Annotated in this window: 18 protein-coding genes; 4 read left to right on the forward strand and 14 right to left on the reverse strand. The window is 69.0% G+C overall.

The genetic code is table 11. The annotated features are described in order from the left end of the window. From DVH02_RS35730 to DVH02_RS28900, 3 genes are all read right to left on the reverse strand, one after another. The coding region (locus DVH02_RS35730) for a hypothetical protein (protein WP_407697690.1) at positions 1-804 on the reverse strand (804 nt) is incomplete at its 3' end. 404 nt (positions 805-1,208) lie between these two features. After that, entirely contained in the window at positions 1,209-1,409 is a 201-nt protein-coding gene (locus DVH02_RS28895) for a DUF397 domain-containing protein (RefSeq protein ID WP_114626805.1), read from the reverse strand. Next, entirely contained in the window at positions 1,406-2,296 is an 891-nt protein-coding gene (locus tag DVH02_RS28900) for a helix-turn-helix domain-containing protein (RefSeq protein WP_114626806.1), read from the reverse strand. Before DVH02_RS28900 ends, DVH02_RS28895 begins: the two co-directional genes overlap by 4 nt. Positions 2,297-2,473: 177 nt before the next feature. On the opposite strand from DVH02_RS28900, the gene DVH02_RS28905 reads away from it, so the two are divergent. Together DVH02_RS28905 and DVH02_RS28910 are read left to right on the forward strand one after the other, a co-directional pair. Then, positions 2,474-3,391, forward strand: coding sequence for a radical SAM protein (locus DVH02_RS28905; RefSeq protein WP_114626807.1), 918 nt, complete (start codon positions 2,474-2,476; stop codon positions 3,389-3,391). Continuing rightward, positions 3,373-4,224, forward strand: a complete 852-nt coding sequence (locus tag DVH02_RS28910; RefSeq protein ID WP_233518517.1) for a phosphotransferase — start codon at positions 3,373-3,375, stop codon at positions 4,222-4,224. Before DVH02_RS28905 ends, DVH02_RS28910 begins: the two co-directional genes overlap by 19 nt. A 109-nt stretch (positions 4,225-4,333) precedes the next feature. On the opposite strand, the gene DVH02_RS28915 is transcribed toward DVH02_RS28910, so the two are convergent. From DVH02_RS28915 to DVH02_RS28930, 4 genes are all read right to left on the reverse strand, one after another. After that, on the reverse strand, positions 4,334-4,798 hold the full coding sequence (locus tag DVH02_RS28915; protein WP_114626809.1) for a PPOX class F420-dependent oxidoreductase: 465 nt from the start codon (positions 4,796-4,798) through the stop codon (positions 4,334-4,336). A gap of 163 nt (positions 4,799-4,961) precedes the next feature. Beyond that, entirely contained in the window at positions 4,962-5,789 is an 828-nt protein-coding gene (locus tag DVH02_RS28920) for a YceI family protein (protein WP_114626810.1), read from the reverse strand. Positions 5,790-5,919: 130 nt separating this feature from the next. Then, complete coding sequence (locus DVH02_RS28925; protein ID WP_114626811.1) at positions 5,920-8,604, reverse strand: MFS transporter; 2,685 nt, start codon at positions 8,602-8,604, stop codon at positions 5,920-5,922. Between the two features lie 14 nt (positions 8,605-8,618). Then, positions 8,619-9,104, reverse strand: coding sequence for a MarR family winged helix-turn-helix transcriptional regulator (locus tag DVH02_RS28930; protein ID WP_114626812.1), 486 nt, complete (start codon positions 9,102-9,104; stop codon positions 8,619-8,621). A 267-nt stretch (positions 9,105-9,371) separates the two neighbouring features. Here DVH02_RS28930 and DVH02_RS28935 point away from each other — a divergent pair, with 267 nt between their 5' ends. Continuing rightward, a complete protein-coding gene (locus tag DVH02_RS28935; protein ID WP_114626813.1) occupies positions 9,372-9,578 on the forward strand; it encodes a hypothetical protein in 207 nt (68 codons plus the stop codon). Between the two features lie 342 nt (positions 9,579-9,920). Here DVH02_RS28935 and DVH02_RS28940 read toward each other — a convergent pair whose 3' ends face one another. From DVH02_RS28940 to DVH02_RS28955, 5 genes are all read right to left on the reverse strand, one after another. Beyond that, a complete protein-coding gene (locus DVH02_RS28940) occupies positions 9,921-10,796 on the reverse strand; it encodes an RNA polymerase sigma factor SigF (RefSeq protein WP_114626814.1) in 876 nt (291 codons plus the stop codon). Positions 10,797-11,028: 232 nt separating this feature from the next. Continuing rightward, positions 11,029-11,883, reverse strand: coding sequence for an RNA polymerase sigma factor SigF (locus DVH02_RS28945; protein WP_114626818.1), 855 nt, complete (start codon positions 11,881-11,883; stop codon positions 11,029-11,031). A 176-nt stretch (positions 11,884-12,059) separates the two neighbouring features. Continuing rightward, entirely contained in the window at positions 12,060-12,353 is a 294-nt protein-coding gene (locus DVH02_RS28950; protein ID WP_114626815.1) for a Dabb family protein, read from the reverse strand. A 70-nt stretch (positions 12,354-12,423) separates the two neighbouring features. Continuing rightward, positions 12,424-12,588 carry a hypothetical protein gene (locus DVH02_RS35735; RefSeq protein WP_199566451.1) on the reverse strand — a complete coding sequence of 55 codons (165 nt, stop codon included), beginning with the start codon at positions 12,586-12,588 and terminating at the stop codon, positions 12,424-12,426. Between the two features lie 73 nt (positions 12,589-12,661). Further along, on the reverse strand, positions 12,662-13,009 hold the full coding sequence (locus tag DVH02_RS28955; RefSeq protein WP_114626816.1) for a hypothetical protein: 348 nt from the start codon (positions 13,007-13,009) through the stop codon (positions 12,662-12,664). 173 nt (positions 13,010-13,182) lie between these two features. Here DVH02_RS28955 and DVH02_RS28960 point away from each other — a divergent pair, with 173 nt between their 5' ends. Then, on the forward strand, positions 13,183-13,545 hold the full coding sequence (locus tag DVH02_RS28960; RefSeq protein WP_114626817.1) for a TetR family transcriptional regulator C-terminal domain-containing protein: 363 nt from the start codon (positions 13,183-13,185) through the stop codon (positions 13,543-13,545). Here the strand turns inward: DVH02_RS28960 and DVH02_RS28965 are convergent. Beyond that, positions 13,521-16,223, reverse strand: coding sequence for an NACHT domain-containing protein (locus tag DVH02_RS28965; protein ID WP_199566452.1), 2,703 nt, complete (start codon positions 16,221-16,223; stop codon positions 13,521-13,523). The genes DVH02_RS28960 and DVH02_RS28965 overlap by 25 nt on opposite strands. Positions 16,224-16,375: 152 nt before the next feature. Then, positions 16,376-17,566, reverse strand: coding sequence for a PP2C family protein-serine/threonine phosphatase (locus tag DVH02_RS28970; RefSeq protein ID WP_233518519.1), 1,191 nt, complete (start codon positions 17,564-17,566; stop codon positions 16,376-16,378). Positions 17,567-17,656 lie beyond the last annotated feature (90 nt).

Raw genomic sequence — 17,656 nt, forward strand, 5'->3', positions numbered from 1 at the left:
CGGCCGTCCTGGTGCCCGGCAGGTGTCGCATTCCACCATGGCGGGCGCCACCGGGCTCGGGAGTGGCTGCGGGTCGGTCGGCTCGGGTGGCAGTTTGGCGGTGAGCCGGGAGCGTACGAGTCCGGCCGGGTGGTGTACGGGTGTGGGCAGCCCGTCGGTGAGGGCGCGCAGTACGTCCTCCTCGCGGGCTTCCCGTACGAACCACTCAGCGGCCAGCGGTTCCAGCGCCGCGCAGTCGGCGGCGGACAGGGACAGGGCGGGGCACCGCCGTCCGAGGGAGGCGAGCAGGAGGTACCCGCGCGACCGCGTCGGCCGGTCCGCCGCCCACGTGCCGGGCGCCGGGGCGGGCGCCGTACCCGTACCCGTACCGGCCGTACCCGTACCGGCCGTACCCGTACCGGCCGTACCCGTACCGGCCGTCCCCGACCCGCCCGCGTCGACGGCAGTACCTGCGGTGGCGTCCTCGTCCCAGGGGCCGTCACCTCGGGCGGTGCGGGAGAACCACGTACGGGTGACCCATCGCCCGCCACTCGCCCCCACCAGGAACTCGCGCTTCCGGAGGAGATGTCCGGCCCGTTCCAGGAAGTTGAGGGCGGTGCGTAAGGCGCACTGTCCGTAATCCATCACCTTGGCCAGCGCTTTCACCGAGATGTCCGCCCCGTCGGGCAGCCGGTCGATGAACCCGGCGATGGCCGCCTCGCGTCCCGGCAGAAGGGCGAAGTCGGCTACGGAGGAGGCCGGTTGGCCGACGGCCGAACGCTTGCCGTACCCGGCACTGGCCATCGGATGGGAAGAAGTCCGCACGCGCGGTGGTGCAACACTAAACTGCGGAGCAACCACAAGGATCAGCCCTTTGATGATCTGACTGGTGAGGTCTCCGTCAGGTGTTGTTGCACCAGGCGGGGACCGCTTTTCGGTCAGAGGCACGGTAGACGGATCTCACCCTGTGTGGCAAACCGGACACGAATAGTCAACGACCGGGGTAGGGAGGGTGGGTGGGAACAAGAACCAACCACTCCTCACAAGCACAGCTCGACCCCCGAAGCTCAAGCCCCGACCCACCCGGCCACCGCGCTGACGAACGCGGCCCAACCGGCCCGGCCTGCCCGCCGAAAGACGAGCCGGCCCCTGGAACCCAAGCTCCGGGGAGGGTGATGGGGGCCCGGTGAACCGGTAGGCGCTGTACGGCAGGGGCAGACGGTGCGAACTCAGAACTCGCCGGCCTTTATGCCCGCCACGAAGGAAGTGAACGAGTGGACGGGGAAGCCCAGGACCGGGCCACTCGGGTTTTTGGAGTCCCGGACGGGGACGGTGCCGCGCGAGGCGGCGAGGTTGGCGGCGATCTCCACGCAGTCGCCGCCGTTGCTGCTGTGGGAGGACGTGATCCAGCGGGGAGATTCGGTCGTCACGGGGGGCCCTTTCGGAGCTGCTCGATCATGGCCACGGATGCCGCTTGCGACAGTGCTTCGGCCTGTAGCTGATGGTAGGCCGTCAGTATGGGTACGACGGAAGTGACTTCGCGCTCCAAGTGCCCCCGCGTCTGCGCCTCGGCGTACGCGAGCACGGACCGGTCGGCCATGGTGAGGAGGTTGACCGGCAGGTTGAACGACCTCCGCGCCCCTATCCCGAAGGGGGACACCTGGAGTACCCAGTGGGGGAGAGCGGCGACTTCGACCAGCCGTCGGAGCTGCGCTTCCATTACCTCGGCACCTCCGACCGTCTGACGGAGGCAGCTCTCGTCCATGACCACCAGCACCATGGGCGGCCGAGGTCGCTCCAGCGCGACTTGCCTCCCAGCCAGGAAGGAGACGCGCTCTTCGGCTTGTTCGGGCGTGATGGCCCCGCGCCGCACCTCGCCGTCGGCCACCGTCCGCGCGTACTCGGGTGTCTGCAACAGGCCGGGGATGAGGCCCACCTGGAACAGCCGGATTTCCACCGCCCGCCCCTCGTACCCCACATACTCCGGGAACCCCTGCAACAGCACTCCGTGCTCGATCTGCTGCCATTCGCGCTCGAAGGTGTCCGCTGTCCCCTCGAATCCGAAGGCGACGTCAGCGGCGATCGAAAACTTGCGGGTTGGCGGTTTGTGGCACGTTTCGACCCCCGAAATGTGCCGTCCTGAATATCCCATCCGCACGCCCAGGTCGTCCTGTTTCCACCCGCGCACCTCGCGTGCGCTGCGCAGTCGTGCCCCGTACGCCGCTTCCGGACTCGCGTCGGGGTTCAGCTCCTTACGGTTTACCAATGTTCTCTCCTTTGTTGGAACGTTGAGGTCTTCCCGATTCCAGGTCAGCATAACCACCCCTGGTAGTGCTTTTGCTACGGAGAGGAGTGGGTCTGTGTGGGGGGACATGGACAGTTGACTTCTTGTGTCCAGGAATTCGCGCACTGGTAGGGGATGAGTGAGGAGAACTCGCACCATCACCGAGAACGCCGTACCGGAGATCCACAAGGCGAGTGAAAGGGAAAGAGCATGGCGACTGCTGCGTTACCCGTCGAACAGACCACCACGGGGTTCTTGTGGTGCGACCTGACACGGAAGTGTCAGCTCGAATGCGCGCACTGCTACAACAAGTCTGGGCCGAAGGGCGCCCACGGCACCATGTCCCGCGAGGACTGGATCGGCGTCCTGGACCAGGCCGCGACCGTCGGTGTCACGGACGTGCAGTTCATTGGCGGAGAGCCGACCATGCACCCCGACTTCGCGGAGTTGGTTGACCACGCGCTGACCGTCGGCCTGCGCGTGGAGGTGTACAGCAATCTCGTCCACGTGCCGGTGCGGTGCTGGGGCCTTTTCCAGCGCGCGGGAGTTTCCCTGGCCACGTCGTACTACTCGGACAAGGCATCGGAGCACAACGAGGTCACGCGTCGTTCGAGCCACGCCAGGACTCGGGCCAACATCGTCAAAGCGATCGGGCTCGGGGTCCCGATCCGAGTCGGCATCGTCGGAGACAACGAACAGATCATCGCCGCGACGAGGGCCGACCTCGCGTCGATCGGCGTCAGCCGGATCGGAATCGACCGCATCCGGGAGTTCGGACGGGCGTGCGGTGGTCAGAAACCGGATGCGTCAAATCTCTGTGGCGGGTGCGGCGACGGCAGGGCCGCGATCGACCCGAGCGGTACCGTCGCGCCGTGCGTCTTCTCCACCTGGATGGGCGTCGGCAACGTCCACGACGCTTCCTTGTCCTCTATTCTGAGCGGTCCCGCCCTGTCTGAGGCCGTGGACTCCCTCCGAGAGGTCTGGGGGTGGGGCAAGGACAAGGGCGGTGGCCAGAAACGGCCGTGTGACCCGGACTGCGTCCCGAAGAACCCGTGTGATCCGCGGTGCGAGCCGAACGCGGCGTGCTTTCCGGGTACGCCGCCCAGCACGTGCCGACCGAAGAACTGACGCAACTGAGGGGAACCGGCGTGGCTGATCTGCCTGACGCCCACTTCCGAGCACTGGTCCACCCGCACACCGGCGAAGTCACCACGGTGGAGATCCCGGACCACGGGTACAGGTCGGACTTCGCTGCGGTCATCGACAGCGAGAAGGGCCGGTTCTTCGTCAAAGCCATGTTCAACCATCCCGGGGGACGGAAGGAATCCATCCTCCGGGAACGGGCGATCAACCCCTTCGTACAGCCCCTCTCGCCGCGACTGCTGTGGAGCGTTGACGGGGACGACGCCGGGTGGATCATCCTCGGATTCGAGGCCATCGAGGAGCGCGGCCTTGACTTCGAGCCGGGCTCGCCGGATCTCGCTCTCGCCGTGGATCTCCTCAACCGGGCGGCGGCTCTGGAACTGCCCGACGTCGCGCGGGACTGGACGGAAGACCGGTGGGACGCCTACGTGGGCAGCGAAGAGGAGTTGGCGTTCCTCCGTGGTGATGCTCTCCTGCACACCGACATCAACCCGGACAACTTGACCGTAGGTGGTGCGGGCTCGTGGATCATCGATTGGGGATGGCCCACGCGCGGGCCCGCTTTCATCGACCCGGCCTCTTTCGTCGTGCAATTGATCTCCGCCGGCCACAGCCCCGAGTCCGCCGAGTCCTGGGCCGCCGGATGCACGGCATGGGCGAACGCCGATCCGAAGGCGATCGACGTGTTCGCCGCGGCCTATCTGCGCATGCTCCGTGCTATCGCCGACCGACATCCCGACGAGCGGTGGCTTGAGGCCATGGCGGAAGCCGCCCGGGAATGGGCGGACCACCGGGGCATCGTCCAGACGGAGCGGTGAGCGCACGGCCCGAGCAACCCGCGAACGGGGCGCGGTCCTGGTACTCGGCTGAGTACCAGGACCGCGCCCCGCCTGACCCATGAGGCTCTGACCTGGCCGTTCACACGGTCTACGGCGCCAGGTGCGCCGGGAAGCCGCCCGTGGCCAGCGGGCTCCAGCGCTCCGGGGTGACGCGGATGATCGACTTGCCCTGCTTCACCATCGCCGCGCGGTACTCGTCCCAGTCCGGGTGCTCGCCCGCGATGTTCCGGTAGTACTCCACCAGCGGTTCGACCGACTCGGGGGAGTCGATCACCTCGGCCGTGCCGTCGACCTGCACCCACGGGCCGTTCCAGTCGTCCGACAGGACGATCACGCTCACCCGCTCGTCCCGCTTCGCGTTGCGCGTCTTGGCGCGCTCGGGGTACGTGGAGACGACGATCCGGCCCGAGTCGTCCACCCCGCAGGAGAGCGGGGAGCCCTGGGGGCGGCCGTCGGCGCGGGTGGTGAGCAGGATGGCGCGGTGCCTGGGGCGTACGAACTCCAGCAGCCCGGCGAGGTCCACGGTCGTGTTTGTCGCGATGTTCGGTGCCATGGGCCGCAGCCTATGACGTCGGGGCCGGCCGGTGGGTCACCGTGTGCGGGCGATCCACCGGCCGTTCTCGTGCCCCGGGCGCCTTACGACCTGGTGCGCGATAGGGAGCGGGCTCCCGACGCCCTGCGACTCCGCCTCCGGCGTTGTCGTCGGTCAACGACGCTTACGCGCCCGGCACGGTCTCCCCCTGGACCGCCTGGATGTCCAGCTCGACCCGCAGCGTCGTCCCGATGGCGGCGATGCCCGCCTGTACGACCTGGTTGTAGTTGATGGCGAAGTCCTCGCGCGGCAGCTCGGCCGTCGCGTGGAAGGCCGCGCGTACGCCGCCCCACGGGTCGGGGCCGGTACCCAGGTAGCTCAGGTCGAGGTCGATGTCCCGCACGACGCCGTGCAGCGACAGCCTGCCGTGCACCTTCCAGCGGTCAGGGCCTGCCGGGGTCAGGCCCGTGCTGCTGTACCTGATCTCCGGGAAGCGCTCCACGTCCAGGAAGTCCGCCGACCTGAGGTGCTTGTCGCGCAGCCCGTTGCCGGTGTCGATGGTCGCCGCGTTGATGACGGCGTCGACCCGGCCCTGCGCGCTGTCCGCCCCCGCCTCGCCGATCTCGATCCGGCCGCTGAACTCGGTGAACCGCCCGCGCACGCTGGAGATGCCCAGGTGCTGGGCGACCGCGCCCACCGTCGAGTGCGCGGGGTCGATGCTCCACACCCCCGGTGGCGGCAGCTCCACGCCGCCCTGTCTGGCCAGGGTCACCTTGCCCAGGTCGGCCCGGCCGGTTCTGGTGACCAGCGCGGTGGAGGCCACGGGCGCGTATCCGACCGCCGTCACCACGACCGTGTACGGGCCCGGCACGAGCGGTGAGTCGTCCTGGACGGCGCCCTTCTCGTCGGTGCCCGTACGCAGCACCTGACTGCCCGTCATGTCGGTCATGGTCACGATCGCGTGCTGAACCGCCCAGCCGTCCCGGGTCCGTACCTGTCCGCGAAGTCCCATCCCACTCATCTCCTCGATCTCACCCAAGAATCCGGCCCCACCAGGAGTCCGGGCCCCGGCCGGGGGACGGCGGCGCCGTGAGGCTGCCCGCTCGTCCCGGTGACCGGGGCCCGTTCCCGCACGGACGGAACTACTCGCCGGGGTGGGCGAGTTCGATGTCGTGGCCGTCGACTCCGCGGCCCGCGACCGTCAGCGCACCGGCCACCGGAGGGTATCCGGTCGCGATGACCGTGTACTCGCCAGAGTCCAGGTCGGTGAAGGCGTACGCCCCGTCCTCCCCGGTCGTGGCGGTGGCGACGACATTGCCCGCCGCGTCGACCAGCGTCACCCGGGCGTCGGGCGCGGGGCGCCGGTCGGCGCCCGCCCTGACCGTGCCCTGGAGCAGCGCACCCGCCCTGAGGGGGATCTCGATCCGGGTGGCGCCCTGGCCGCCGATGTCCACCGGCAGCGCCAGCGGCCGGAAGCCGATGGCGTTCACCGCGACGGTCACCGCGCCAGGGACCAGCTCGCCGAAGGTGAACTCGCCCTGCGCGGAGGACTTTCCGGTGGCCAGGACATCGCCCCTGACATCGGTGACGATCACCATCGCGCCCTCGACGGGCAGCCCGCCCTCGGCCGCGCGCACGGCCCCGGCGAGCCCGCTCGTACCGGCGAGCCGGATGTCGTACGGGAGCGCCTCGTCGCCGACGACCACCGTGGACGCCTGCGGCTGGAAGCCGTCGGCCGAGGCGATCAGGACGTACGAACCGGCGCCGGGGGCGTCGAGCGCGTAACCGCCGTCGGGCCGGGCGACCGCGCGGGCCAGCTGGCGGCCCGCCAGCGAGATCAGGGTGACGGCCGCGCGGGGCACCGGGGCGCCCTCGACGCCGAGCACCGCGCCGTGGACGGGGGTGCCGGGGGTGCCGGTCGCGGCTGCCGGGTCGGACGTGGTCGCGGTCATGAGTTCCACCGTTCCGGTCGGGGTCCCCCCGGTCTGTGTCCCCCCTGGCCGGGCCCCCGCGTGCTGGCCGATTCCGGTGAGGGCGGCTCCGGCGTACCGGTCGGAGTCGTACGCACCTGAGCCGACGGCACCTGAGCCGACGGCATCCGAACCGACCGCACCCGGTCCGACCGGCGCGAGCGCCTGGGCGGGTATCGCCGCCTGCGCGGCCTGCGAGGCCAGCGCGGGAGCGGGTACCGCCGCCGCTGCCGCGACGCCTTCCACGGCGCTCTCCACGGCGCTCTCCGCCGGTGTCTCCGTGGTCTCCTGCGCCTCGCCGGCCGACCGCGACCGCAGTGCCACCTCCTTGATGAACAGCGTCAGCAGGAAGGCGATGAACGCGGCCGGGGCCGAGTAGAGGAAGACGTCGCCGACACCGTGCCCGTACGCCCCCTCCACGATCTGCCGCATCGGGGCGGGCAGCGACGCCAGGTCGGGGATGCCTCCGCCGCCGGTGCCCGCGTGGTCGGGAAGGGCCTGCTCGACGTAGTGCGTGACCCGCTTGCCCAGCACCGCGCCCAGCGCCGAGACGCCCACCGCACCGCCCAGGGAGCGGAAGAAGGTGACGACGGAGCTGGCGGAGCCGAGATCCGCCGGGGCGACCTGGTTCTGGGTGGCCAGCACCAGGTTCTGCATCATCATGCCCACGCCGAGGCCCAGCAGCGCCATGAAGACGCCGACGTGCCAGTAGGGCGTGTCGTACCGGATGGAGCCGAGCAGTCCGAGCCCCGCCGTCAGCAGCGCGCCCCCGCTGACCAGCCAGATCTTCCACCGTCCCGTCTTGGTGATGATCAGACCGGAGACGGTGGACGAGAGGAACAGACCGGCGATCATGGGAATGGTCATGACGCCGGACATCGTCGGCGACTTGCCGCGCGCCAGCTGGAAGTACTGGCTGAAGAAGACCGTGCCCGCGAACATCGCGATGCCGACGAAGAGTGAGGCGAGCGAGGCGAGCGTGATCGTACGGTTGCGGAACAGGCGCAGCGGGATGATCGGCTCGCTGGCCCTGCTCTCGGTGAGGACGAAGAGCGCGCCGAGGACGATCGAGCCGCCGACCATGGCGCCCGACTGCCAGGAGACCCAGTCGTACTTGTCGCCCGCGAAGGTGACCCACAGCAGCAGCAGCGAGACGGCGGCGCTGATGAAGAAGGCGCCGCCCCAGTCGACCTTGACCTCGCGCTTGACGACCGGCAGTTTCAGGGTCTTCTGGAGGACGATCAGCGCGATGATCGCGAACGGCACGCCGACGTAGAAGCACCAGCGCCAGCCGAGCCACGAGGTGTCGGTGATGACCCCGCCGAGCAGCGGGCCGCCGACGGTGGCGACGGCGAAGGTCGCGCCGAGATAGCCGCTGTACCGGCCGCGCTCGCGCGGGGCGATCATCGCGGCCATCACGATCTGGGCGAGGGCGGAGAGCCCGCCGACGCCGATGCCCTGGACGACGCGGCAGGCGATCAGCATCCCGGAGTTCTGGGAGAGACCGGCCACGACGGAGCCGAGGACATAGATGACCAGGGCTATCTGGACCAGGAGCTTCTTGCTGAAGAGGTCGGAGAGCTTGCCCCACAGCGGGGTGGTCGCCGTCATCGACAGCAGCGCGGCGGTGACCACCCACGTGTACGCGCTCTGTCCGCCGCCGAGGTCCGAGATGATGTGGGGGAGGGCGTTGGAGACGATCGTCGAGGAGAGGATCGCGACGAACATGCCCAGGAGGAGCCCGGACAGGGCCTCCATGATCTGACGGTGCGTCATCGGCGCGCCGGTCGCGGAGGCGGGGTCGCCGCCGTGCTTGGCGTGGCCGCCCCGCACACCCGTTGGTGTGGTCGTAGCCATTGAATTCCTTTGTGTCACGTCTCTTGCCGCATGGGTGCACGGGTGTGCGCATCCTGGTAATGCCAGTCCCGGCAGTCGCCGAAGCTGCTGCGCAGCCGGGCCAGCAGGGTGTTGAGCTGTCCGACCTCGTCGTCGGTCCAGTCGTCGAGCGTGCGCGCGAACATGTCGGTCGTCCGCCGGGCCAGCTCGTCGAGCAGTTCCCGGCCCGCGGGGGTCAGCCGCAGGATGCGCGAGCGCTTGTCGGCCGGGTCGGGCATGCGCTCGATCCAGCCCCGTTCCGCCGTGTGCGCGACATGCCGGCTGGTGACCGACATGTCCACGGAGAGGAGTTCCGCGAGGCGGCTCATCCGCATCTCGCCGTGCCGCTCCAGGAGGGTCAGTACGGCGGCCGATCCCCCCGGGCAGTCGGCGGGCAGGATGCGGGAGAGGCCGCGTTTGACGGCTCCCACCGCACTGAGCTGTCGGGAAAGTTCCGCGTACTGGCTCTGCGATGCGGACACGTCTTCTCCCCAGCCCCGGTCTTTCGTTGCGGCCCCAGCCTTTTGTTGCTTAGGGCAACCATGGAACCATAGAAGAAGTTGGTTGCCGCAGGCAAACTAAATCGGGCCTACTGGAGTAAAGGAACGCAAAAACCTTCGCATGGTCGAGGTCAATGGCCTGCGTGGAGCGCGCGCGGACCCGGAGAGGGGTGCGAAGGGGGCGCGAGGGGGCTCATGGTGGGGCCCGGGGTTGGGTACGGCGGTCCGGGTTCGCTAGGGTCCTGGCCCATGGCACACAACCCCCATGCCCCGCAGGGACCCGAGGGAAATCCCGACCCCGCGGGCAGCACCCAGATGTTCCGCGCGTTTGTCGACGACGGCGAGCCGGAGCGCCGTCAGGCGCCTCAGCAGCAGAGCGGCCCGAAGACCGGGGTGATCGTCGGCGTGATCGTGGCCGTCGCCGTTCTGGCCGTGGTGGCCTGGCTGGCCTTCTGACGCTCGGTCAGCGGCCGGCCGGTACGGCGGGCAGTTCGCCGGCCCGGGTCTGTCGGCTCACGTCTGTCGGCCCGTGTCTGTCGGCCCGCGTCCCGCGTCGGCCGACGGATCGGCGTGTCCGGATCCTCATGACCGACTCGTCGTCCCCGACTCGTCGTCCCCGACTCGTCGTCCCCGACTCGTCGTCCCCGGCTGGTCATCTCTGACCTGTCGTCCGATGTGTCGTCTCCGAAGCGTCATGTCCGAAGCGTCATGTACGAAACGTCATGTACGAAACGTCATGTCCGAACCCCGCCCGGGAGTTCGCCGCGCCGCGCGGGCGATGGGCGGGGTTCGCGTGCCTCAGTCCGAGATCAGCCCTTCCCGCAGCTGCGCGAGCGTACGGGTCAGCAGCCGCGAGACGTGCATCTGTGAGATGCCGACTTCCTCGCCGATCTGCGACTGGGTCATGTTCGCGAAGAACCGGAGCATGATGATCTGCCGCTCACGGGGCGGCAGTTTGGCCAGCAGCGGCTTGAGGGACTCGCGGTACTCGACGCCCTCCAGCGCCATGTCCTCGTAGCCCAGCCGGTCCGCGAGCGAGCCCTCGCCGCCGTCGTCCTCGGGGGAGGGCGAGTCGAGCGAGGAGGCCGTGTACGCGTTGCCGACCGCGAGGCCGTCGACGACGTCCTCCTCGGACACGCCCAGGACGGCGGCGAGTTCGGGAACGGTCGGCGAGCGGTCGAGCTTCTGCGCCAGCTCGTCGCTGGCCTTGGTCAGCGCGAGACGCAGCTCCTGGAGTCGGCGCGGCACCCGGACCGACCATGAGGTGTCGCGGAAGAAGCGCTTGATCTCCCCGACCACCGTGGGCATCGCGAACGTGGGGAACTCCACGCCGCGTTCGCAGTCGAACCGGTCGATCGCCTTGATCAGGCCGATGGTGCCGACCTGGACGATGTCCTCCATCGGCTCGTTGCGGCTGCGGAACCGGGCCGCCGCGTAACGCACGAGCGGCAGGTTCAGCTCGATGAGGGTGTCACGTACGTAGGCGCGCTCCGGGCTGTCCTGTTCGAGCACGGCGAGGCGCAGGAACAGGGAGCGGGACAGAGTGCGGGTGTCGATGGCTTCCGGCTGGGACGCACGTGGCTGCACCGGGTCGGCCACATGGTCGAGCGCATGGGGCGCTGGCGCGCTCTTTGTGAGCGTGAGCACCTTCGAGCTGCCCTGTTCTACGGACATGCCACCCCCTTGAGGTCGCGGACGGTCGCGGCGGCGCTCCCGTCGGAGGAACGCAGCCTCCACCTGAATACCGGCGGCGGGACTGCGGCAAACGCGGTTCCTGCAGAATGTCACATGTCGGCAACACGCTGTAGTGACTTGTCGACAAGTGGGGCCGCGTTAAGCCCGGTTGTGCGGGGGTTTGTGGCTGTTCGTGCGGTGGGCTGAGCTGACGGGTTTTTACCTGTGAGGATTACGCCTCGATCCGATTTGCGGATCGCAACCGCGCGAAACTGCGCGCCAGAAGTCTTGACACGTGCATCTGTGAAACGCCCAGTTCCTGACTGATCTGCGACTGCGTCAGGTTGTTGTAGTAGCGCAGCATCAGGATCCGCTGCTCGCGCTCGGGCAGTTGCACCAGCAGATGGCGAACCAGGTCGCGGTGCTCCACACCGGCCAGCGCGGGGTCCTCGTAGCCGAGCCGGTCCAGCAGCCCCGGCAGCCCGTCACCCTCCTGTGCGGCCTCCAGCGAGGTGGCGTGGTAGGAGCGCCCGGCCTCGATGCAGGCCAGTACCTCCTCCTCGGAGATCCGCAGCCGCTCGGCGATCTCGGCGGTGGTCGGGGAGCGGCCGTGAGCGGTCGTCAGATCCTCGGTCGCCCCGGTCACCTGCACCCACAGCTCGTGCAGCCGGCGCGGCACATGAACGGTCCGTACGTTGTCTCGAAAGTAACGTTTGATCTCCCCGACCACGGTCGGCATCGCGAATGTGGGGAACTGGACGCCCCGGTCGGGATCGAATCGGTCGATGGCGTTGATCAGACCGATGGTGCCGACCTGGACGACGTCCTCCATCGGCTCGTTGCGGCTGCGGAACCGGGCGGCGGCGTAGCGCACCAGGGGCAGATTGGCCTCGATGAGCGCGCCCCGGACCCGGGCGTGCGCGGCGCACCCCGGCTCCAGCCCCTTCAACTCGGCGAACAGGACCTGGGTCAGCGCCCGGGTGTCGGCGCCGCGGCTCTGTCCCGCCGGGCGCGCGTCGGTCTCGACGAGGGTCGGGGCCGCGGGCTCCGCCTGGGGCAGCACTTGAGGTGTCGTACTGGCCGGCACGATTACGCCCACCCCTTTGCGGTCGACTACGTCAACTCATCCGTCAAAAGCGGTCATAGCATCACAAGACATGTCCACTGTGTGCAAGCACCCGAAAGAACCGTGTTGACGGCAAAATGGGGTAATAAACCCAAAAACCCCGCACCGGGTGGGTGCGGGGTGGGGAGGGCGGTGGATCAGAACTCGTAGTCGGCGATCACCCAGGTGGCGAATTCGCGCCACTGTGCGGCGCCGGCCTGATGGGCCGGGTGGTCGAGGTAGCGCTGGAGCGCCGCGGGGTCGGCGACCGCCACGTTGATGGCGAAGTCGTAGGCGATGGGGCGGTCGCTGATATTCCAGGCGCATTCCCAGAACTCCACCTCCGGGATCTGCCCGCCCAGCTCCTCGAAGGCCCTGACCCCTGCGGTCACCCGGGCTTCCTCGCGCGTGACGCCTTCGTTGAGCTTGAAGAGGACCAAGTGGCGGATCAACGGGTACTCCTTGGGGGCCGGGCCCGGTGGGCGCGACGGACCTCAGGCGTACCGCCGGCCACCGGCCGCGCTAATTGACGAGCGACGACATGAAATCGCCGACGCCCTGAGCGGCGCTCGAAATGCCCTCGAACCCTACCTGGACGAGTTCGGCGGCCCGCTCGGGAGACGTGATGATCGTGTACAGCACGAACACGGCGAGCCCGTACAGCACGACCTTCTTTGCTTGCCCCATCTGCCGCGGCCTTCCCGTGCGCTCCCCTGTGCGGTCGCGAGAGTCTAACCGTATGAACGCCGATGGCCAGAGGTCAGCCGGAAGAGTGACGTGACGCCGGGCCGGTCCCGGCCTCCGTCAGCGGCGGAGCGATGCCGAGCTGGAGGGCGATGGTGGCGGTGTCGAAGTAGACGCGCTCACAGACGATCCGCTCCCCCTCGTCGTGCCGCTGGTCGGGGAACGCCTCGCGGGTGACGGTGTAATACCCCGTCACCTCGTCCGGGCCGTCGATGACCTGGCCGGTGGGCATGATCTCGTAGCGGGGGTGGTCGAAGGTGTTCAGCGTGACGTCGCATTCCTGGTCGGCCTCGGACCGGAAGTGTTCACGGACCAGGGTTTCCCGGATCTTCCTCAGCTCGGACCGTCTGGCCGATACGGCCATGGGGAGGCGGCGAGGACCGGTGAGGGACCGGCGAGGGCGGCACGCGCATCGCGACCGGTGCTCCGGCGGCGCGTAAACTCGATACATCCGCGTATTGAGTACGCGAGAGGATCCAACGGGAGCCGTCGCATGTCAACGCCGGAGCCGGCCGTCCCCCGGAGCCGCACCTGCTGATGGTGGAGTTCTGGCTCCGGGCTGTCAGCGACCCGGCCGTCAGCGACCCGGCTGTCCGCGACCCGGCTGTCCGCGACCCGGCCGTCCGCGACCACTTCGTCACGCACCGCCGGAAGATCCGGGACGCGCTGGTGGAACTCCTCGACGAACACGCCGCCGCCAGGGGCGCCGCGTTCGCCCTGCCGTCCGGGCAACTGGCCATCGGCATCATCGCGCTGTTCGACGGCTTCGGCCTGGAGCACCTGATCGACCCGGACGCCGCGTCCCCCGAACTCTTCGCCCACCTCCTCGCCGGCCTGCTCCAGGCACCGCCGGAGGCGGCGCGTGCGCCTGGCTGTCAGACGGTGTTCAGGAACTCCTGAAGCACTTTCATGGAGGGCGGCAGCAGCTCCGCGCCTGTGATGGTCACTCCCTCCGGAACGCGGATGGTGCGCAGGGAGATGACCTGAGCCAGGGAACGGAGATCGACGCGCGGGGCCAGGGTCTCGATGGTGAGCGATCGCAGATTGGGGAAGTGGTGCAGCCATCCCCAGCTGCTGCCCATGTCCGTCTCCAGCCACAGATGGGTGAGGCGCTGGCTCCGGCACGAGTTGACGAAGTCGGCCGTCGTGAACTCGCCCGACACCTTGATGCGTGAGCGACCACCGAAGCCGCTCAGGACTTCCAGCTCCCGGAGGTTGGACACCGGGAAGTAGAGGTTCTCCTCGTTGAGGTGCGCGACGACCTCCTCGCCGAAGGTCTCGGCGTCGAACCGGCTCCAGGCCCGTGCCAACTCGGTGCGTACCCGCAGGTCAGGGTGGTTCCGGTACGGGGTGAGCACGGTGATTGCCGCGTCGGTCGCGATACGCGTGGCGGAGAGCACGGTGAAGTACGCCTCGTCGGCCAGCAGCTCCTGCGCCGTCCGTCGCTGGGCCTGCTCCTCTTCGGTGAGCGGGACCGCTTCGCCGGGCGGCAGCTCCCGGGGCCCCGGGAGCAGGTCCAGAACCACCGGGCCGACCTCGATCAGCGCGCGGGCCTGGTCCACGGAGCGCGGCGGGATGAGAGCGGCGGCCCGCTGCTGCACCTCGGCCCGTACTTCCGGGTCCAGCTCGGTCGCGTGCTCCAGACAGGCAGCCGCCAGCAGATGGAGACGATTCCTGTTGTGAGGGGAGACATCGTCCCGTCTGATGAGGCCGGTGAGCAGACGGATGCGCTCGGTCGGGCGCGCGTGTGCGACGGCCATTCTGATGACGTCCTCCCACTGATCCAGATGCGCGTTCGCGATGAGGAAGTCGAAGTCGAGCTCCTCCACCGCCGCCTTCGCCCCGAGATAGTCCTGGAAGGTCCGGTGGATGAAGTCCATCGAGTTCGTGCTCGGTTCGCGCAGCAGACCGCTGCGGATGAGCAGATGCCGGTAGATCTCCTCAGCGCTGCCCTGTTCGGCGACCTTGGGCATGGTCGGCAGCGTCTGCCCGAGAAGTTTGACCGCGTCCCTGCGGTACATCTCGGAGCGGCCGTTGCGGATCATCCAGTACGCCAGTTTCTGAATCAACTGGATGTGGTGCGCCTCGCTGATGTGAATCGAACCGGGCTTGTAGACGCCCCGCTCGCGGTCGCGCCGGAAGAGCAGCATCGAGAGGGCGGCGTCGTAGATCTCCTTGCGGCCCTCGGGCAGATAGCCGCGCCGGTCCTGATGGAGCGCGCAGATCAGTCCGCACATCAGGGGGTTCGTGGCCAGCCGCCCAAGATCCTTCTTGGCCCGTACGGCGCGGAGCAGTTCATCGGCGTACTGATCGCTGATGCCGGCCGCTTTGTGCCAGCGTTTGACGAACTCGGCGACGTTGTCGCGGCTCATCGGAGCGAGGTCCAGCTCCGCGAAGCCGTCGCTGCTCAACCAGTGTTCGCGTACGGCCGACGGCCTGGAGGTGACCAGCCACCGGTTGCTCGGGTAGGCGCTGATGAGTTCTTGAAGCCAGCGTCGGGCGTCGCTGCGGTCCTTCTCCGGGATCTCGTCGATCCCGTCGATCAGAATGAGCCCGCGTCCCGATCGCAGCACCCTGTCGAACCATCCCAGCGGCTGCAGCGAGGCGATCGGACAGTCCACCGCGGAGAGGAACTTGTCGGGCGAGGGAAGCGCGGCGCCGCCTCGGGTGAGGGTCCGCAGGGGCAGGACGAACGGCACGAGTCCGTAGAGGTACAGCAGATGTTCGTCGAGGGTCTTCTGCGCGGTGGAGACCGCCAGCCACTGCACGAGCGTGGTCTTCCCGGAGCCGGCCACCCCACGCAGAAGCACCCGGTTGCGGCCCGCCAGCACATGGTCGGCGGAGAGCAGCGCGGGAACGGCGCTCGTGGCGTCGCCGGCCGCGTCCAGGCTGAGATAGGCGGCGTCGAGGCGCCAGGTGTCCGGGGATCCGGACAGATCAAGGCCGAAGATGCTCAGCTTGCCGTGCTTCGCCGCGATGTATTCGGCGTACCGGTCCTCGAAGGGGCTGTCCGCCGGCGAGGGGGCGCGTGCGATGAGAGAGTCGATCTTCAGCGTCAGTTCGGCGATGCTACGGCTCTGTTCGAGCAGAGTCCGGGGCACGAAACTGGAACGCTGGGTGAAGAAGTTCAGGATGTGCAGACAGGCGGTGTCCATCACGCTCGCGTGCAGGGTGACGGCGTCGCTCGACAGGCCGAGCGTGGCCGTTCTGCTCAGCGACCTCAGATGACGGGCGAGGTCCAGATGGCCCAGATTCACGGCCTGCACGTCGTCCATGTTGAGCGTCCCCATCGCCCGTAAGGAGTCGGCGACGGCATTGGCCACAGCGCGCTTCTCGAAGTTCGGCAGTAACTCTTCGACGCCGGTCGAGTGGGCGGCGCGCCGGACCAGTTCTTCCGAGATCTTGTGCAGGTCCTTGTCGGAGAGCGTGCGCCTCTCACCGCGGAAGGAGATGAGCTGCGAGACCCGGACCGGCTTGTCGACCAGGTCGGCCCCGGGACCGTCGGACAGGAACAGCTTCTTGATCAGTGGGCTGACGACACTCGACGCGAGGCGCGCCCCGACGATGGTGGGTTCCATCTGCTCTCCGAGATGCACTCGCGGCACGATCGGCCGTCTTCGCGCGATCTTAGGCGGGGCACGGACGCCGTACCCGGTGCGCTTCGGTTCTGATTGATTCCGGTCGCTCTTGTTGTTCCGCTGTCGCTTTCGCGTTGTTTCTCCTGCTTCCCTCAGGGGAGTGGCGTGCGGCGCACCGCCAGTGCCAGGGTGTCGTCGGCGTGCAGCACGACGGTGAGCATGTCCGCCGCCAGGGCGCCGGGGATCTCGTGGACGGCGCGGTTCCGGTGTCGGCGCGCGCTGCGGACCAGGCGCTGTTCGCCCTCCTGCGGATCCCGGCGGCTCTCGACCAGACCGTCGGTGTACAGGACGAGCAGATCGCCCTCGTCGAGCCGGGCGTGCAGCAGCCGTTCGCTGCCCGGCAGCGGATAGCCGACGCCGCGGCCCCGGACCTCCAGGTACGCGGCGGTCCCGTCGGCCCGTACCACCAGGGCGGGCGGATGGCTGCCGTTGGCCAGCAGCAGTTCCCCGGTGGCCGGGTCGAGCCGGGCCAGCAGGACGGTGGCCATGAGATCCGGGTCGAAGGGGGCGAGGATCTCGTGGGCGCGCGCCACGATGGACTGCAGCGGGTGGCCTTCGAGGGCCAGGGTCCGTACCGCGTGGGTGACGTTCAGCGCGCTGCGCGTGCTGCGTACGCCGTGGCCCAGCGCGTCGACCACGGTGATGTGGACGGTGCCGTCGGGCAGGGTGAACCAGTCGTAGTGGTCGCCCCCGGTGGGCGCGTCGGTGCCCGCCGGGGCGTAGTGGACGGCGAGTTCCAGGCCGTCGACGGCGATGGGCACGGGACGCAGGGCGTCCTCCAGCTCGCGGAGCATCTGACCGTGCGCCGTACGGAGCCGCTCGTCGCGCTCTTCCAGCTGCACGTAGAGCGCCAGAACACCGCTGTTGGTCTCGGCGAGTTCGTGTTTGAGGCGGCGGTGTTCCGCGGTGAGGGCGTCCACATGGGCGAGGGCGGCGCGCAACTCCTGCTCCAGCGAGGCCGTTTCGTCCGGTACGGAGGCCATGGGGCGGCGCGGACCGCGCTCTTGCTCGTGGCCGGGGCCGTGGCCGGGGCTGTGGCCGCGCTCGTGCTCGTGGCCGGGGACGTGGCCGGACGCGTGTCCGTTCCCGGACCTGTTGCCGTTCCCGTTCCCGTCCGCGTTCGCTTTCCCATTGCCGCTCACGTACGTGTACGTGTCGCTCCGTGGCGCGGGCCGGGCGGGGATGTGCCAGACGGTGGCGCCGTCCGGCAGTGTCCGCGCGGGCAGCGGCAGTTCGGTCGTACGGATCGGGCGGGGCGTGGGGAGCCGGAGGGTGACGGACAGCGGGGTGCTGTCCCGGTCGGGGCCCTGCGCCTGGACCGGGGGCCGGTCCCTGGCCGGGTCCCGGGCGGGGTCCCGGGCGGGGTCCCGGGC

The organism is Streptomyces corynorhini (assembly GCF_003346515.1).
Lineage (GTDB): Bacteria > Actinomycetota > Actinomycetes > Streptomycetales > Streptomycetaceae > Streptomyces > Streptomyces corynorhini.

Excerpts from the sequence above, each read along its gene's own strand:
- DVH02_RS28900 (WP_114626806.1), bottom strand. The coding sequence starts at position 2,296 with ATGCTGACCTGGAATCGGGAAGACCTCAACGTTCCAACAAAGGAGAGA.
- DVH02_RS28905 (WP_114626807.1), top strand. The coding sequence starts at position 2,474 with ATGGCGACTGCTGCGTTACCCGTCGAACAGACCACCACGGGGTTCTTG.
- DVH02_RS28915 (WP_114626809.1), bottom strand. The coding sequence starts at position 4,798 with ATGGCACCGAACATCGCGACAAACACGACCGTGGACCTCGCCGGGCTG.
- DVH02_RS28920 (WP_114626810.1), bottom strand. The coding sequence starts at position 5,789 with ATGGGACTTCGCGGACAGGTACGGACCCGGGACGGCTGGGCGGTTCAG.
- DVH02_RS28925 (WP_114626811.1), bottom strand. The coding sequence starts at position 8,604 with ATGGCTACGACCACACCAACGGGTGTGCGGGGCGGCCACGCCAAGCAC.
- DVH02_RS28935 (WP_114626813.1), top strand. The coding sequence starts at position 9,372 with ATGGCACACAACCCCCATGCCCCGCAGGGACCCGAGGGAAATCCCGAC.
- DVH02_RS28940 (WP_114626814.1), bottom strand. The coding sequence starts at position 10,796 with ATGTCCGTAGAACAGGGCAGCTCGAAGGTGCTCACGCTCACAAAGAGC.
- DVH02_RS35735 (WP_199566451.1), bottom strand. The coding sequence starts at position 12,588 with ATGGGGCAAGCAAAGAAGGTCGTGCTGTACGGGCTCGCCGTGTTCGTG.
- DVH02_RS28955 (WP_114626816.1), bottom strand. The coding sequence starts at position 13,009 with ATGGCCGTATCGGCCAGACGGTCCGAGCTGAGGAAGATCCGGGAAACC.
- DVH02_RS28960 (WP_114626817.1), top strand. The coding sequence starts at position 13,183 with ATGGTGGAGTTCTGGCTCCGGGCTGTCAGCGACCCGGCCGTCAGCGAC.
- DVH02_RS28965 (WP_199566452.1), bottom strand. The coding sequence starts at position 16,223 with ATGGAACCCACCATCGTCGGGGCGCGCCTCGCGTCGAGTGTCGTCAGC.